The organism is Pseudomonas sp. P105, from assembly GCF_032614175.1.
Lineage (GTDB): Bacteria > Pseudomonadota > Gammaproteobacteria > Pseudomonadales > Pseudomonadaceae > Aquipseudomonas > Aquipseudomonas rhizophila.
The window spans coordinates 4278451-4293725 of record NZ_CP126693.1 but is presented as its reverse complement, the minus strand read 5'-3'; the positions used below and the strand labels follow the sequence as shown (position 1 = coordinate 4293725).

Sequence of the window (15275 nt, the reverse complement as noted above, 5' to 3'; positions counted from 1 at the left end):
GTTCCGGCGTTGCGCGACCGTGCTGACTAAAGGGTCAGCAAACGCCCGCCCAGCCCACCGATGGCCGCCAGTTCAAGAAACTCGTCACCGAGCCGGCGGCTTTCGTCCATCGCCGTGCGCCAGTATTTGCGGCGGCTCGTGTCATCGCCCATGAAACGCTTGAAGTCGTTACGGTCCGGCAGTTTGCCGAAGGGCAGGCGCGCCAGGTATTCACGGGACGGCGCTAGTAGCAGCACGTCCTGCAGACGCTCGACGTTCCCCCGGCGCCATGGCAGGCCCTTGTCGAACCAGCCGGGAATGACCCGGTCGGTGAAGTGCGGATACAGCACGATGTCTTCGCCGCTGTAGGGCAGGTCCAGGTGGTAGTCCAACAGGCCGCCGTCGCGGTAGGTGCCAACGCCGGCGCCGGGTAGGTCGCGCACGCCCTCCATCACCATCGGGATCGAGCCGGATGCCAGCAGCGCCTGGCGCAGATTACCGGCCTCCAGCGGGACGAAGCGTGACGGAAAGTCGTTCAACGGGTGCAACGGCGGCGCCCGGCGTGGGTCGTGGACGATCAGCCGTTCGAAATGCCGCGACAGGCGCGCTCGGCCCCGCAGGTTGTCGGCGATCACCGACGACAATCCCAGGCCGAGTCGCCCGCGATGATCCTGGGCCAGCCAGCCGTGACTTTTGACCACCATGATATTGAGCCGGTAATGCGGGTTGTCGAGGATCGACGTGTCGCGGCCCTGGAGCAGATCATCGAGCATGCGCTGCGAACTCTGGCTCACCCCGGCCATGGTCACGCCTTTGGCAAAGCTTTGCTCGTTGTACAGGGTGCCCAGGCGCCGGATCCCCTCGGCGGCATCCGGCAGGCAGGCGCTGGCGAAGCGCCAGGAACCCACCGAAGCACCGATCAGCGAGCGCTCCCGGGGCGCGGCAGGCAGCCACTCGCCAAACAGCGCCAGGTCCAGCCCCTGAATGCCCAAGGCCTTGGGGCCACCAGCGGCGCCCGGCAGAATGCCGACATCGGCAGCGTTCAGGCCAGCCTGGCGAATGCGTGCCAGAGCACGAGGGCCGGCCTTGAGGGTCAGGGCAGGGAACTTGATGTGGATGGCGGTCATACCGGTCTCGAATGGTGCAACGGATAATTTAACGGCGTCAGCCCTGTGGCAGCGAACAGGCTCGCTCCCACATTGATCTGTGTTCAATGATGGCAATTCAGTTTCAGTTAAGTTCGCCCCGATACAGTTCCCCGGTGAAGATTACAAAAAAAGGAGACAACCCATGAACCGCCTGACTGCCTTTTTCATCGTTACCCTGATGGCCATCAGTGGCCTGGCCAGCGCACGAGACCTCACGGCCGACGAAGCCCAAAAGCTGCAGGACGCTGGTACCATTCTGTCGGTTGAAAAACTCAACGCCACTGCCTTGTCCAAACACCCTGGCGCCGCCTTGACCGATACCGAGCTGGAACAAGAATACGGCAAGTACATCTATCAGGTGGACTTGCGCGATGCCCAGGGCGTTGACTGGGAACTTGAATTGGACGCGGTTGACGGCAAGGTACTCAAGAATCATCAGGATCTGTAATGAAGCTTAATTTACGCCCCCGCAGCCGTTGGGGGCTGGCGCTGCTGGTGTTCTGTTCACTGGCCGTCGCCCGAGACCTGGACCAGGATGAGGCCCTGCAATTGCGGCAGCAGGGCGTGATCCTGCCCCTGGAACATTTGCTGCAACAGGCGCTGGATCGCCACCCCGGCGCCAAACTGCTGGAGGCCGAGCTGGAAGAAAAACACGGCGTCTATATTTACGAGGTCGAATTGCTGGCTACCGACGGCGTTGTGCGCGAACTGGACCTGGAGGCCGCGACCGGCCGTTTACTCAAAGATGAGGAAGACTGATGCGCCTGCTTCTGGTGGAAGATCATGTTCCCCTGGCCGACGAAGTGATGGCCGGGCTGACGCGGCAGGGTTACGCCGTCGACTGGCTCGCCGATGGCCGCGACGCGGTTTATCAGGGCAGCAGCGAGCCTTATGACCTGATCGTCCTCGATCTCGGCTTGCCGGGGGTGCCGGGGCTTGAAGTGTTGGCCCAATGGCGCGCGGGCGGCCTGAGCACGCCTGTGCTGATCCTGACCGCCCGCGGTTCCTGGGCCGAACGCATCGAAGGCCTCAAGGCCGGGGCCGACGATTACCTGACCAAACCCTTTCATCCCGAAGAGCTGCACCTGAGGATCCAGGCATTGCTGCGCCGCTCCCATGGCCAGGCCAACCAGCCGACGCTCCAGGCGGCCGGGCTGCATCTGGATGAAGGTCGCCAGTGTGTGAGCCGCGACGGCACCGAAATCCAACTGACCGCGGCCGAATTTCGCCTGCTGCGCTACTTCATGCTTCATCCTGAGCAAATCCTTTCCAAGAGCCATCTCGCTGAACACCTGTATGACGGTGAAACCGAGCGCGATTCCAATGTGCTGGAAGTCCATGTCAATCACTTGCGGCGCAAGCTGGGCCGCAGCGTGATCGAAACCCGTCGCGGCCAGGGTTACCTGTTCGGCGGGCAGGCGCAGTGAGATCGATCCAGCGGCGTCTGAGCCTGGGCCTGATCGGTGTGATGGTGGTGGTCGGCCTGGTTCTGGCGCAGACCAGTCTGTGGTTGTTCGAGCTGGGTCTGCAGCGGTATCTGGAGGCGGGGCTGCGCAACGACAGCGAGAACCTGCTAGTGGCCCTGGTGCGTGGTCCGCAAGGCCTGCAACTGGATGAACGACGCTTGTCGCCGGCTTATCTGCGACCGTTTTCCGGGCATTATTTCCGCATCGATTTTGCCGATACGCATTGGCGCTCCCGCTCCCTTTGGGACCAGGAGTTACCCCATCTCGACCATCCGGGGCTGCACAGCAACCTGCAATTGGGGCCTGAAGGTCAGAAGCTGCTGGTCCTGCGCACCGACTATCGGCGTCTGGGCCAGGCGATTTCCATCAGCGTGGCCCAGGACTACACGCCCGTGCGGGACACTTTCCTGCGCATGCAGCAGATCGGCCTCGGCCTTGGGTTGGCGGGGTTGCTGTTGATTCTGTTGTTGCAACGCATCACGGTGCACCGCGCCTTGCGCCCGCTGGACAAAGCCCGGGAGCAGATCGCCCAGTTGCAGCGCGGGCAGCGTTCGCAACTCGACGAACAGGTGCCGCGGGAACTGGAACCGCTGGTGGCGCAGATCAACCATCTGCTGGCCCATACCGAGGACAGCCTCAAACGTTCCCGCAACGCCCTGGGCAACCTGGGTCACGCCCTGAAAACTCCACTGGCGGTGCTGCAAAGCCTGGCCTCGAATGAAAAACTCGACCCTTACCCCGAGCTGCGCAAGCTGTTGCTCGAACAACTGGAACAGGTCCGTCAGCGCCTGAACCGCGAACTCAACCGCGCCCGACTGTCCGGCGATGCCTTGCCCGGTGCCCATCTTGACTGCGACGCGGAACTGCCGGCGTTGCTGGCCACGCTGAACATGATCCATGGTGAGCACTTGCACTTGGCTTGTGTTGCGCCGCCCGGCCTGCACCTACCCTGGGATCGTGAAGATCTGCTGGAACTGCTGGGCAACCTGCTGGACAACGCCTGCAAATGGGCCGACGCGCAAGTGCGCCTGACCGTGAGCGAGACAGCCGAGGGGTTCAGCCTGGCGGTGGAAGACGATGGGCCAGGCATTCCCGCAGACCGCCGCGATCAGGTCTTCAGCCGCGGCACGCGGCTCGATGAGCAGACCGACGGCCACGGCCTGGGGCTGGGCATCGTGCGGGACATCGTCGACACCTGGGGCGGGACGCTGGCGCTGGGCGACAGCGAGTGGGGCGGGCTGAAGGTCACGATCGGATTGCCCAAGCGCTGATATGGAGTACCAGTCCCTGTGGGAGCGAGCTTGCTCGCGAATGCGGTCCGTCAGGTAAAAATTCATGACTGGCACACCGCATTCGCGAGCAAGCTCGCTCCCACACTGGTTTGGGTTGATCTAAAAAACTCCGTTAATCGCGCCCATGTGGCGAATTCATGTATTGCGAACAACTTAAAACCCGCCGCATGACCCTTGCAGCTTCTCGCCGCTTCCTGCAAAGTCGCGACCTTTTTGTCCGGTGGCTCTCCATCGCTGTGCTTTGAGGTAATGATGATAAATGCAGTAATTGCCGCGGTTGGCGTGATGCTGGTGCTCAGTCTGTCCCGCGTGCATGTGGTGATCGCGCTGATTATCGGCGCTCTGGTGGGCGGTCTGACTGGCGGCCTGGGCATCGACGCCACGCTCAAGGCGTTCAATGCCGGCCTCGGGGGCGGGGCAACCGTGGCGTTGTCCTACGCTTTGCTGGGTGCTTTCGCCGTAGCGATTGCCAAGTCCGGCATGGCTCACGCCCTGGCCGACAAAGCCCTGGCCATGGTGGATCGCCAGGACGTCGCCGGTGGCTCGGGGGTCAAATGGGTCCTGATCGGCTTGCTGGGAACGGTAGCGGTCGCCTCCCAGAATATTCTGCCGATCCACATCGCCTTTATCCCGCTGTTGGTACCGCCGCTTCTTTATGTACTGACCAAGCTGCAGCTGGACCGCCGGTTGATTGCCTGCGTCATGACTTTTGGCTTGATCACGCCCTACATGTTCCTGCCGGTGGGCTTTGGCAACATCTTCCTCAACGAGATCCTGCTGGCCAATGTCGCCCGCAGCGGCGTGGACGTCAGTGACATCAACATCACCCATGCCATGGGCATTCCGGCGCTGGGCATGGTGTTTGGTTTGGTCATGGCGTTTTTCACGTATCGCAAAAAACGCATCTACGACCTGAAAACAATCGCCAGGGCCGAACAGGTGACCGTGCGCTACAACCCGTTGAGCCTGTTGGTGGCGGGACTGGCGATCGCGGCGGCGTTTGCCATTCAGCTCCTGCTGGATTCGATGATCATCGGTGCCCTGGTCGGGTTTCTGATTTTCTCGGTATCGGGGGTGGTGCGTTGGCGCGAAACCGACGACCTGTTCACCGAAGGCATGAAGATGATGGCGATGATCGGTTTCATCATGATCGCCGCCTCAGGCTTTGCCGAAGTGATGAAGGCAACAGGTGAAGTCCAGAGCCTGGTGGAAACCTCGGCGGCCTGGATCGGCCACAACAAGGGCATCGGCGCCCTGTTGATGTTGCTGGTGGGCTTGCTGGTGACCATGGGCATCGGTTCATCGTTCTCCACGGTGCCGATCCTGGCGACGATCTTCGTGCCGCTGTGCCTGCAATTGGGTTTCAGCCCGCTGGCGATCGTTTGCATCGTCGGCACCGCCGGAGCCCTGGGCGATGCCGGCTCGCCCGCTTCGGACTCGACCCTGGGCCCGACCTCCGGGTTGAACATCGATGGCCAGCACCACCACATCTGGGACACCGTGGTCCCGACCTTCATCCATTACAACTTGCCGCTGCTGGTGTTTGGCTGGGTGGCGGCGATGGTGTTGTAATTCGGGACCCAGTCGCCTTCATCGCGAGCAGGCTCGCTCCCACAGAGGTGTTCACAGAATATCCAATGTGAGAGCGAGCCTGCTCGCGATAAGGCCCCCAAAATCCAGCACCTCTTTAGCTGACCACTCGGCGCAAGCCCTTCACCTTGTCCTACAGTTTTCCCGCGCCGTGCCGTTAACACAGTTAACCACGCCATAAAACCGATAAGAGTGAACAGTATGCGCCTGAGCCTGAAGGCTAAAGTTCTGTCCTTGGCAATACTGCCTGTATTGCTATCCGCCGCTATTATCAGCCTGACCACGGCCTTCATTCTGAAGGAACAGGCCGGCAAAGAGGTTCAGCAAACCCGCGAGCGCTTGCTCAGCGACGCCAAGGCCACCCTGCAGAATTACGTCGCGGTGGGGCTTACTGCCATCAAGCCGTTGTACGACGCGTCGGCGCCCGGGGATAACGCCGCGCGGGCCGAGGCTATCAAGCTACTGTCGAACGTCACCTACGGCAAGGACGGCTATTTCTTCGGTTACGACTCCGAAACTGTTCGTCTCTTCAAGGCCAACAGCCCCGACGGTGTGGGCAAAACCTTCAAGGACAACCGCGATCCCAACGGTGTCTATGTCAACCGTGACCTGGTGAAAGTCGCCAAGGACGGGACACACTATCTGGAATACAGCTCGCCACTGCCAAACAGCAACGAACTGGTGCCAAAGCTCGGCTACACCGACTACTTGCCCAAGTGGGACATGGCGGTCGGCAGCTCGGTCAACCTGGACGGCATTGAAGCTCAGGTAGCACTGGTTGAGGCCAAGGTTCAAGAACGTCTGCAAGGCGTTCTGCTGAGCATCGTGGGTATTGCTGTGGTGGTATTGCTGGTGATTGCGGTGGTGGGCATGTTGCTGGCCAATGCCATCCTGCGGCCGCTGCACCTGATGAAAGACAACCTCGATGACATCGCGGCGGGCGAGGGCGACCTGACTCGCCGCCTGGCGATCACCAGCCAGGACGAACTCGGCCAACTGGCCGGCTCGTTCAACCGTTTTGTCGACAAGATCCACGGTCTGGTACGGCAGATCACCGAAATGACCTCGCAGCTGACTGGGCTGGTGGCGCAGGTTTCCGAGCAGGCACAGCGCTCCGAGCAGGCCATGGAGCGTCAGCGTCACGAAACCGACCAAGTCGCAACGGCGATCAACGAGATGTCTTCGGCCGCCCAGGAAGTGGCTCGCAGTGCCCAGGGTGCAGCCGTCGCGGCCCAGCAGACCGACGAAGAAGGCCAGTCCGCCAAGCGTGTGGTGGCCGGCAGCATCCAGCAGATTCATGCACTGGTGAACGATATTCGCAGCAGCGGCTTGTCCCTGGACAGTTTGCAACAGGACGTGGCTTCGATTGTCAGCGTGTTGGGGGTGATTCGCTCGATCGCCGAGCAGACCAACCTGTTGGCGCTGAACGCCGCCATTGAGGCCGCTCGCGCCGGGGAAGCGGGCCGCGGTTTTGCCGTGGTGGCTGATGAAGTACGGGCCCTGGCCAGTCGGACCCAGCAAAGTACCCAGGAAATCCAGGGCATGATTGATCGTCTGCAGTCGGGCACCCACGCGGCGGTAGAAGCGATGCGCCGCTCCAGCGAAGCGGGCGATGGCACGTCGGTGCAGGCCAACGAGGCCGGGGCGTCCCTGGACACCATGGCGCAGTTGATCGGCACCATCAATTCGATGAACGCTCAGATCGCCAGCGCTGCTGAAGAACAGACCGCCGTGGCCGAGGAAATCAACCGCAGCGTGCACCAGATCGCCGTGGCGGTGGACAGCGTCGCCGACGAAACTCAACTCGGTGCCCAGACCTCCCGCAGCTTGGCCGATCTGGGCCAACGCCTGGGCAAACTGGTGGGGCAGTTCCGCATCTGAGTCGTGCAGCAGGAGCTGCCGAAGGCTGCGATCTTTCGTGCTCGATCCGGATGTTTCGCCTGGGCAACCGGGCCCTATCGGGAAAGGAGGATCGCAGCCTTCGGCAGTTCTTGCCGGACGCAGGCAGACACGACCTTGTGGGAGCGAGCCTGCTCGCGATGGCGGTAGATCAGTCAATAACGATGTTGACTGTGAAGGCGCTATCGCGAGCAGGCTTGCTCCCACAATTGTTTGGCGGTGTCTGCATGATTGGGGAGGCCGTGCAGGCGCTACGCTTCTCGCACATCCCGCATCAACAACCCAAACCGCAAATCCACCGCATCCGGAATCGGCACGTACACCACATGCCCGTCTCCCGGTGCCACGTCGATGCCCTGGCCGTTGACGTTCTGCAGTTGATGCAGGTCGAAGTGAAAGTTGCCCTTGGGGGTCATCAATTCCATGTGATCGCCCAGGCCAAAGCGGTTCTTGACCCGGACTTCGGCCAGACGCTCGCGCCGCTGGCCGGTCAATTCACCGACGAACTGCTGACGCTCCGACACTGAGCTGCCGTTCTGATAGTTCTGGTACTCATCATGAACATGCCGGCGTAGAAAACCCTCGGTGTAGCCGCGCTGGGCCAGGGATTCGAGATCGGTCATCAGGCTGCGGTCAAACTCCCGGCCGGCCACGGCGTCGTCGATCGCCCGGCGATAGACCTGGGTGGTGCGTGCGCAATAAAAGTGCGACTTGGTCCGGCCTTCGATCTTCAAGGAATGCACGCCCATGCGGGCAAGCCGTTCCACATGCTGTACGGCCCGCAGATCCTTGGCGTTCATGATGTAGGTGCCGTGCTCATCCTCAAAGGCCGGCATCGATTCCTCCGGGCGGTTCGCTTCCTGAAGCAGGAACACCTGGTCGGTGGGCGCGCCGAGGCCCAGGGTCGGTTCGGCTGGCCAGGTCTGCACGATATCGCCCACCGCGTTTTCCTGCGCCGGTTGCGCCGAATATTTCCAGCGACAGGCGTTGGTGCAACTGCCCTGGTTGGCGTCGCGCCGGTTCAGGTAGCCCGACAGCAGGCAACGCCCGGAATAGGCCATGCACAGTGCCCCGTGAACGAACACTTCCAGCTCCATGGCCGGCACCTGCTCACGGATTTCGGCGATCTCCTCCAAGGACAGCTCCCGGGACAGGATGATGCGGCTCAAGCCCTGCTGTTGCCAGAACTCGACGCTGGCCCAGTTCACGGTGTTGGCCTGCACCGACAGATGAATCGGCATCTGCGGGAAATGCCGGCGCACCAGCATGATCAAGCCGGGGTCGGACATGATCAGCGCGTCCGGTGCCATGGCAATCACAGGCTCCAGGTCTTTGAGGAAGGTGCGCAGCTTGGCGTTGTGGGGCGCGATGTTCACCACCACATAGAAGCGCTTGCCCATGGCCTGGGCCTCGCCAATGCCCAAGGCCAGGTTGGCGTGGTCGAACTCGTTGTTACGCACACGCAGGCTGTAGCGCGGTTGGCCGGCGTACACCGCGTCGGCGCCGTAGGCGAAGGCATAACGCATGTTTTTCAGGGTGCCGGCGGGGGCGAGCAGTTCGGGGGCAACGAAGGGCATGGTGGCGTCGGATCGCAAAAAGCGCCGAGGGTACGCCACGACGGGTACCGTGCAATTGATCTGGATCAACACCGGATGCAAAGGGAAAGGCACTCCGGCGAATCCTGGCTGACTAACGTTTATCGCGCCAAGGATATGGAAAAGAAATGAACCGAAAGACCCTGCAAGACAAGTCCCAGATGCTGATGTTGATTCTGGTCACCATCGCTTTCATCTGGATCCTCCTGCCGTTTTATGGCGCCGTGTTCTGGGCAGTGATCCTGGGGATCGTCTTTGCCCCGATGCAGCGCCGCCTGCAACTGAAACTCGGCTGGCAGCGCAACCTCACTTCGTTGCTTACATTGAGTATTTGCGTGGTGATCGCGATCTTGCCGGTGATCGTCATCAGTACGTTGCTGGTCCAGGAAGGGGCGGCGTTGTACAAGAGCCTGGAAAGCGGAGAGTTGGACATTGCCGATTACCTGGCCCGCTTCCGGGATGCCTTGCCGCCTTACTTCCAGAACCTGCTCGACCGTTTTGGCCTGGGTAACCTGAACGGGCTGCGAGAGCGGATCGTCAAAGGCGCGATGCAAGGCAGCCAATTCTTCGCCACCCAGGCGTTCAGCTTCGGCCAGGGCACGTTTCAGTTCCTGGTGAGCTTCTTCGTCATGATTTATCTGTTGTTCTTTTTCCTGCGTGACGGCCCTGAGCTGGTGCGCAAGGTCCGTACCGCCGTTCCCCTGGCGGAGTACCAGAAACGTCGCCTGCAGTTGAAGTTCAACCGTGTGGTGCGAGCGACCGTGAAGGGAAACCTGCTGGTGGCCATCACCCAAGGGGCGTTGGGTGGGCTGATTTTCTGGATCCTGGGGATTCCCACGGTATTGCTCTGGGCGGTGCTGATGGCCTTTCTGTCGCTGTTGCCGGCGGTGGGCGCGGGCCTGGTCTGGGCGCCGGTGGCAGTGTATTTCCTGCTCTCCGGGGCCATCTGGCAGGGCGTGGTATTGACCCTGTTCGGGATATTCGTCATTGGCCTGGTGGACAATTTCCTGCGCCCCATCCTGGTGGGCAAGGATACGAAGATGCCCGACTACATGGTCCTGGTCTCGACCTTGGGCGGGCTGGCGGTGTTCGGGCTGAACGGATTTGTGATCGGCCCGCTGATCGCCGCGCTGTTCATGTCGTGTTGGGCGCTGTTCGTCGAAAGCAAGCCGCGGGTGCGATTGCCCTAGGCGGTCAGCAGATAAGGGCCGATGCGTTGTGACAGGGCTTGGGCGGCGGGCAGAGAAGTCAGCGGACCGCTGATGGTGACGCCGTCCTGCACCAGATACCAGCAGGCCAACAGACCACGCTCCCTGAGCGGGGCGGGCACGGCGCTGCCAATGACAGACATGATTTGAACCTTGGGCATGGGAACCTCCATCAATCGATGGAGTTACCTTACGACTCAGCAGGGGGGAGGAAAAATCAACCGCTTCAATAGTAGGAATCGATGCTGCTCAATCGACGACCAGATCGAGCATGTGCACCACTTCCTGCTCGTTGAGCAAGCCCTTGCGCACCAGGTGTTGCGTCAGCAGCGAAAGGAATTTGGCGCTGCGGTGGCCTTCCAGGTGCTTGAGTTCAGTCAGCGCGGTGTACACCTTGCTGGAGGTACACAGATCATTGTTGCGGTGCGGGTGTTGCGTGGGCATGTCTTCGTCCTTGTTGTTATGGAGATGTTTGTTGGCGGACAACGCCAGTTTGCGACGTCCTCATGACGTGCACGTGACGGTCGGGCCTGGCAAATTCAAGCAGGATTCAGACCATGATGCCTGTTCGGGCCTGACTGGTTGTTCCGCCAGCGACATCGGCAAGCCTTTTCAATCAATCAGCCCTTTCTTTCGCCCACAAAAAAGCCCCTGAATCTTTCGATTCAGGGGCTTGATTTGCTGCTGTCTGGCTCCACGACCTGGACTCGAACCAGGGACCCAGTGATTAACAGTCACTTGCTCTACCAACTGAGCTATCGCGGAATGACGCGTATGTTACTGATTGGAAAAGAGAAGTCAAGCTTCTCTTGCCGGCCGGCACATTCCTCAGGTCCGTTGGCGATTAATCGGCGATTGGCGGTTACCGCAACGGCAGGAGAGGGCTACCATGGTCCCCCGGAAGTGGCTGAACGCGCTACCGGCCATTCGCCAAACAAAGGTTTGCGCCATGAATCATCTGTTACCGCTTCACACAGGCAACCACACTGAGGTGCGCCTATGAGTACCGCCCAGATCAGCTTGCCCAAGGGCGTGGGACCGCACGCGGAGAAACTCTACGATGCCATCACCCAGGCCAGCACCGCTGACGAACTGAACCGTGCCGGTGGCAAGGCCGAGGGTTTTGTCCTGGGGCTGGAAAGCACCAAGGCCATCAAGAGTCAGATTGCCGAGTCGTTGTATGTGATCTACGACGATGCCGCGAGTCAGCGGGCGACGGAGCTGTAATTTCGACGAGTTGCTTTTGTGGCGAGGGAGCAAGCTCCCTCGCCACGGGGTCAGCGTGAACGCAAAAAAAGGGAAGCCTTGGCTTCCCTTTTTTCATCCCGGCGACCTTCAGATCACCTGAACAATCGCCTTGGTCACTGCATCGATGTTGTTCTGGTTCAGCGCGGCCACGCAGATGCGGCCGGTGTCCAGGGCATAGATGCCGAACTCGTTGCGCAGGCGCGTCACCTGTTCAACGGTCAGGCCGGAGTAGGAAAACATCCCGCGCTGGCGTGCGACGAAGCTGAAATCCCGCTGCGGAGCGGCTTTAGCCAGCATATCCACCATCTGGTTGCGCATGCCGCGAATCCGCAGACGCATTTCGGCCAGTTCCGCTTCCCATTGGGCCCGCAGTTCCGGGCTGTTGAGCACTGCTGCGACAATACTGGCGCCGTGGGTCGGCGGGTTGGAGTAGTTGGTGCGGATCACACGCTTGACCTGGGACAGTACCCGGGCACTTTCCTCTTTCGATTCGCTGACGATCGACAGGGCGCCAACGCGCTCGCCGTACAGCGAGAACGATTTGGAGAACGAGCTGGACGCAAAGAAAGTCAGGCCCGACTCGGCGAACAGGCGCACGGCGGCGGCGTCTTCGTCGATACCGTCGCCAAAGCCCTGATAAGCCATGTCCAAAAATGGAACGTGGTTCTTGGCCTTGACCACGTCCAGTACGTTTTTCCAGTCTTGCGGGCTCAGGTCCACGCCGGTGGGGTTATGGCAGCAGGCGTGCAGCACGACGATCGAGCGGTCGGGCAGGGCGTTGAGGTCTTCCAGCAGGCCGCTGCGGTTCACGTCATGGGTGGCGGCGTCGTAGTAGCGGTAGTTCTGCACCGGGAAACCGGCGGTTTCGAACAGCGCGCGGTGGTTTTCCCAGCTTGGATCGCTGATGGCCACGACGGCGTCAGGCAGCAGTTGCTTGAGGAAGTCGGCGCCGATCTTCAGTGCGCCAGTGCCGCCCACGGCCTGGGTGGTGATGACGCGGCCGGAGGCGATCAACGGCGAGTCCTTGCCGAACAGCAGGGTCTGGACCGCCTGGTCGTAGGCGGCAATGCCGTCGATCGGCAGGTAACCACGGGAAACGTGTTGGGCCACGCGGATCGTCTCGGCTTCGACAACGGCGCGCAGAAGTGGAATGCGCCCCTCCTCGTTGCAGTAAACACCCACGCCCAAGTTGACCTTATTGGTACGGGTGTCGGCGTTGAATGCTTCGTTGAGGCCCAGGATGGGGTCGCGTGGTGCCAATTCGACAGCGGAAAACAGGCTCATTATTGCGCGGCTCTGAATGGAGTGTGAGGGGACGTGTAGCGCTCCAGCCGAATGCACTAGAGCGGTGCACAAACGGGGAGCTAGTATAGAGGCCATCACCGGGCGCGGCGACAGGCGATTCGGTTTTTAAGGTAAGTATTTTCGTTTTTTTTCGACCGTTAGTCCCCTGGCGGCGTCAAAGACTTCAAGGCGTGTAGGACGTTCGTCTTGAAAGCGAAGGCATTCACCTCCACATTGTATGCATCCCAGTTTTTTCCTCGGGCGACATCAGTCGTTTCGGTCTTTCTCGTTCCTGTTGGCTGGCCGACAGGGGTGAACCCAGAGGTTATGTTATGTCTGAATTCCAGCTAGTCACCCGATTCCAGCCCGCCGGCGACCAGCCGGAAGCCATTCGCCAGATGGTCGAAGGCATCGAGGCCGGACTGGCGCACCAGACGCTGCTCGGTGTGACAGGCTCGGGCAAGACTTTCAGCATCGCCAACGTGATTGCCCAGGTGCAGCGCCCGACCCTGGTGCTGGCACCGAACAAGACCCTGGCGGCGCAGCTGTATGGCGAGTTCAAGGCGTTTTTCCCCAATAACGCGGTGGAGTACTTCGTCTCCTATTACGACTACTACCAACCCGAAGCCTACGTACCGTCTTCGGACACCTTCATCGAGAAGGATGCTTCGATCAACGATCACATCGAACAGATGCGGCTCTCGGCCACCAAGGCATTGCTCGAACGCAAGGACGCGATCATCGTCACCACGGTATCGTGCATCTATGGTCTGGGTAGCCCGGAAACGTACCTGAAGATGGTCTTGCACGTTGATCGCGGCGACAAGCTCGACCAGCGAGCCTTGCTGCGTCGCCTGGCGGACCTGCAGTACACCCGCAACGACATGGATTTCGCCCGGGCAACGTTCCGGGTCCGTGGCGACGTGATCGACATCTACCCGGCGGAATCGGACCTGGAGGCGATCCGCATCGAGCTGTTCGATGACGAAGTGGAGAGTCTTTCGGCGTTCGATCCGCTGACCGGCGAGGTGATCCGCAAGCTGCCGCGCTTCACCTTCTACCCCAAGAGCCACTACGTTACGCCCCGGGAAAACCTGCTGGGCGCTATCGAGGGGATCAAGGTTGAATTGCAGGAGCGCCTGGAATACTTGCGGTCGAACAACAAACTGGTGGAAGCCCAGCGGCTGGAGCAGCGGACCCGATTCGACCTGGAGATGATCCTGGAGCTGGGTTACTGCAACGGCATCGAAAACTACTCGCGCTACCTGTCGGGTCGCCCGGCGGGCGCGCCACCGCCTACGTTGTATGACTATCTGCCGGCCGATGCCTTGCTGGTGATCGACGAATCCCACGTCAGCGTGCCCCAGGTCGGCGCCATGTACAAAGGCGACCGGTCCCGCAAGGAAACCCTGGTGGAATACGGCTTCCGTCTGCCTTCGGCCCTGGATAACCGGCCGATGCGTTTTGACGAATGGGAAAGTGTGAGTCCGCAGACGATTTTCGTCTCCGCCACCCCCGGCAACTACGAGGCCGAGCATGCCGGCCGGGTGGTCGAGCAGGTGGTGCGACCCACCGGGCTGGTCGATCCGCAGGTTGAAGTGCGCCCGGCGCTGACTCAGGTCGATGATCTGCTCTCGGAAATCTCCAAGCGTGTGGCGGTGGAGGAGCGGGTGCTGGTCACCACGCTGACCAAGCGCATGGCCGAAGACCTGACTGATTATCTGGCCGACCACGGTGTGCGGGTGCGCTACCTGCACTCGGACATCGACACGGTGGAGCGGGTCGAGATCATCCGCGACCTGCGCCTGGGTACGTTCGACGTGTTGGTGGGGATCAACCTGCTGCGCGAAGGCCTGGACATGCCGGAGGTGTCACTGGTGGCGATTCTGGACGCCGACAAGGAAGGTTTCCTGCGCTCCGAGCGTTCGTTGATCCAGACCATCGGTCGGGCGGCGCGTAACCTCAACGGCCGGGCGATTCTTTATGCCGATCGCATCACCGGTTCCATGGAACGGGCTATCGGCGAGACCGAGCGTCGTCGCGATAAACAGATTGCCTTCAACCTGGCCAACGGCATCACGCCGAAAGGGGTGTTCAAGGACGTCGCCGACATCATGGAAGGCGCCACTGTGCCCGGCTCGCGCAGCAAGAAGCGCAAGGGCATGGCCAAGGCCGCCGAAGAGAGCGCCCGTTACGAAGCCGAACTGCGCTCGCCGAGCGAAATCAGCAAACGTATCCGTCAGTTGGAAGAAAAAATGTACCAGCTGGCCCGGGACCTGGAGTTCGAAGCGGCTGCGCAGTTGCGTGACGAGATTGGCAAGCTGCGCGAGCGGTTGCTGACTGTCTGAGGTTGTGTGGCCACGGTAATGGCCTTATCGCGAGCAGGCTCGCTCCCACAATGGACCGCGTCCAGTCCGGACAACTTGGTTCCCTGTGGGAGCGAGCCTGCTCGCGATTGAAGGTGCCTCGGTCTGACAGGTGCCACACAAATCCCCCTCTCACTGGAGCCCGCCCACCATCGCCTGTTACCATTCGCCCCCTGTTTCATCTTCGCTTTTATATTCTT

14 protein-coding genes, 1 tRNA gene and 1 pseudogene are annotated in these 15275 nt (G+C 61.0%); 10 read left to right on the top strand and 6 right to left on the bottom strand.

The features are described from left to right. Positions 1-26: 26 nt before the first annotated feature. On the bottom strand, positions 27-1106 hold the full coding sequence (locus QOM08_RS19265; protein WP_316912000.1) for a patatin-like phospholipase family protein: 1080 nt from the start codon (positions 1104-1106) through the stop codon (positions 27-29). Positions 1107-1269: 163 nt separating this feature from the next. Here QOM08_RS19265 and QOM08_RS19260 point away from each other — a divergent pair, with 163 nt between their 5' ends. The 7 genes and pseudogenes from QOM08_RS19260 to QOM08_RS29175 all read left to right on the top strand — a co-directional run bounded on the left by QOM08_RS19260 (position 1270) and on the right by QOM08_RS29175 (position 7356). Further along, positions 1270-1575 (top strand): PepSY domain-containing protein, encoded by a 306-nt coding sequence (locus QOM08_RS19260; RefSeq protein ID WP_316911999.1) that lies wholly within the window; start codon positions 1270-1272, stop codon positions 1573-1575. Further along, complete coding sequence (locus QOM08_RS19255) at positions 1575-1886, top strand: PepSY domain-containing protein (protein WP_047229266.1); 312 nt, start codon at positions 1575-1577, stop codon at positions 1884-1886. The genes QOM08_RS19260 and QOM08_RS19255 overlap by 1 nt, the downstream gene beginning before the upstream one ends. Next, positions 1886-2554: a response regulator transcription factor gene (locus tag QOM08_RS19250; protein WP_076383909.1), complete on the top strand. Its 669-nt coding sequence runs from the start codon at positions 1886-1888 to the stop codon at positions 2552-2554. Before QOM08_RS19255 ends, QOM08_RS19250 begins: the two co-directional genes overlap by 1 nt. Then, a complete protein-coding gene (locus QOM08_RS19245; protein WP_316911998.1) occupies positions 2551-3864 on the top strand; it encodes a sensor histidine kinase in 1314 nt (437 codons plus the stop codon). Before QOM08_RS19250 ends, QOM08_RS19245 begins: the two co-directional genes overlap by 4 nt. 276 nt (positions 3865-4140) lie before the next feature. Next, positions 4141-5457 (top strand): Na+/H+ antiporter family protein, encoded by a 1317-nt coding sequence (locus QOM08_RS19240; RefSeq protein WP_160891366.1) that lies wholly within the window; start codon positions 4141-4143, stop codon positions 5455-5457. 219 nt (positions 5458-5676) lie between these two features. Continuing rightward, positions 5677-6498, top strand: a pseudogene (locus QOM08_RS29180) (cache domain-containing protein); the annotation flags it as partial. Between the two features lie 36 nt (positions 6499-6534). Next, positions 6535-7356 carry a methyl-accepting chemotaxis protein gene (locus QOM08_RS29175; protein WP_370695204.1) on the top strand — a complete coding sequence of 274 codons (822 nt, stop codon included), beginning with the start codon at positions 6535-6537 and terminating at the stop codon, positions 7354-7356. Positions 7357-7625: 269 nt separating this feature from the next. Here the strand turns inward: QOM08_RS29175 and yegQ are convergent, their stop codons facing one another. After that, entirely contained in the window at positions 7626-8951 is a 1326-nt protein-coding gene (yegQ, locus tag QOM08_RS19230; protein WP_076386590.1) for a tRNA 5-hydroxyuridine modification protein YegQ, read from the bottom strand. A gap of 146 nt (positions 8952-9097) precedes the next feature. Between yegQ and QOM08_RS19225 the strand changes: the two genes are divergently transcribed. Continuing rightward, positions 9098-10159: an AI-2E family transporter gene (locus QOM08_RS19225; RefSeq protein ID WP_047229261.1), complete on the top strand. Its 1062-nt coding sequence runs from the start codon at positions 9098-9100 to the stop codon at positions 10157-10159. On the opposite strand, the gene QOM08_RS19220 is transcribed toward QOM08_RS19225, so the two are convergent. The 3 genes from QOM08_RS19220 to QOM08_RS19210 all read right to left on the bottom strand — a co-directional run bounded on the left by QOM08_RS19220 (position 10156) and on the right by QOM08_RS19210 (position 10942). Then, the gene (locus QOM08_RS19220; RefSeq protein WP_047229260.1) at positions 10156-10338 is read right to left on the bottom strand and encodes a hypothetical protein; all 183 of its coding nucleotides are present in this window, start codon (positions 10336-10338) and stop codon (positions 10156-10158) included. The genes QOM08_RS19225 and QOM08_RS19220 overlap by 4 nt on opposite strands. Before the next feature lie 88 nt (positions 10339-10426). After that, positions 10427-10621, bottom strand: coding sequence for a hypothetical protein (locus QOM08_RS19215; protein ID WP_047229259.1), 195 nt, complete (start codon positions 10619-10621; stop codon positions 10427-10429). Between the two features lie 245 nt (positions 10622-10866). Continuing rightward, positions 10867-10942, bottom strand: a tRNA-Asn gene (locus QOM08_RS19210). Between the two features lie 234 nt (positions 10943-11176). On the opposite strand from QOM08_RS19210, the gene QOM08_RS19205 reads away from it, so the two are divergent. Continuing rightward, positions 11177-11404, top strand: coding sequence for a hypothetical protein (locus tag QOM08_RS19205; RefSeq protein WP_047229257.1), 228 nt, complete (start codon positions 11177-11179; stop codon positions 11402-11404). Positions 11405-11512: 108 nt separating this feature from the next. Here the strand turns inward: QOM08_RS19205 and QOM08_RS19200 are convergent, their stop codons facing one another. Further along, positions 11513-12709 carry an amino acid aminotransferase gene (locus QOM08_RS19200; RefSeq protein WP_107322238.1) on the bottom strand — a complete coding sequence of 399 codons (1197 nt, stop codon included), beginning with the start codon at positions 12707-12709 and terminating at the stop codon, positions 11513-11515. Positions 12710-13041: 332 nt separating this feature from the next. On the opposite strand from QOM08_RS19200, the gene uvrB reads away from it, so the two are divergent. Beyond that, positions 13042-15057 (top strand): excinuclease ABC subunit UvrB, encoded by a 2016-nt coding sequence (uvrB, locus tag QOM08_RS19195; RefSeq protein WP_316911997.1) that lies wholly within the window; start codon positions 13042-13044, stop codon positions 15055-15057. The last annotated feature ends 218 nt before the right edge of the window (positions 15058-15275 follow it).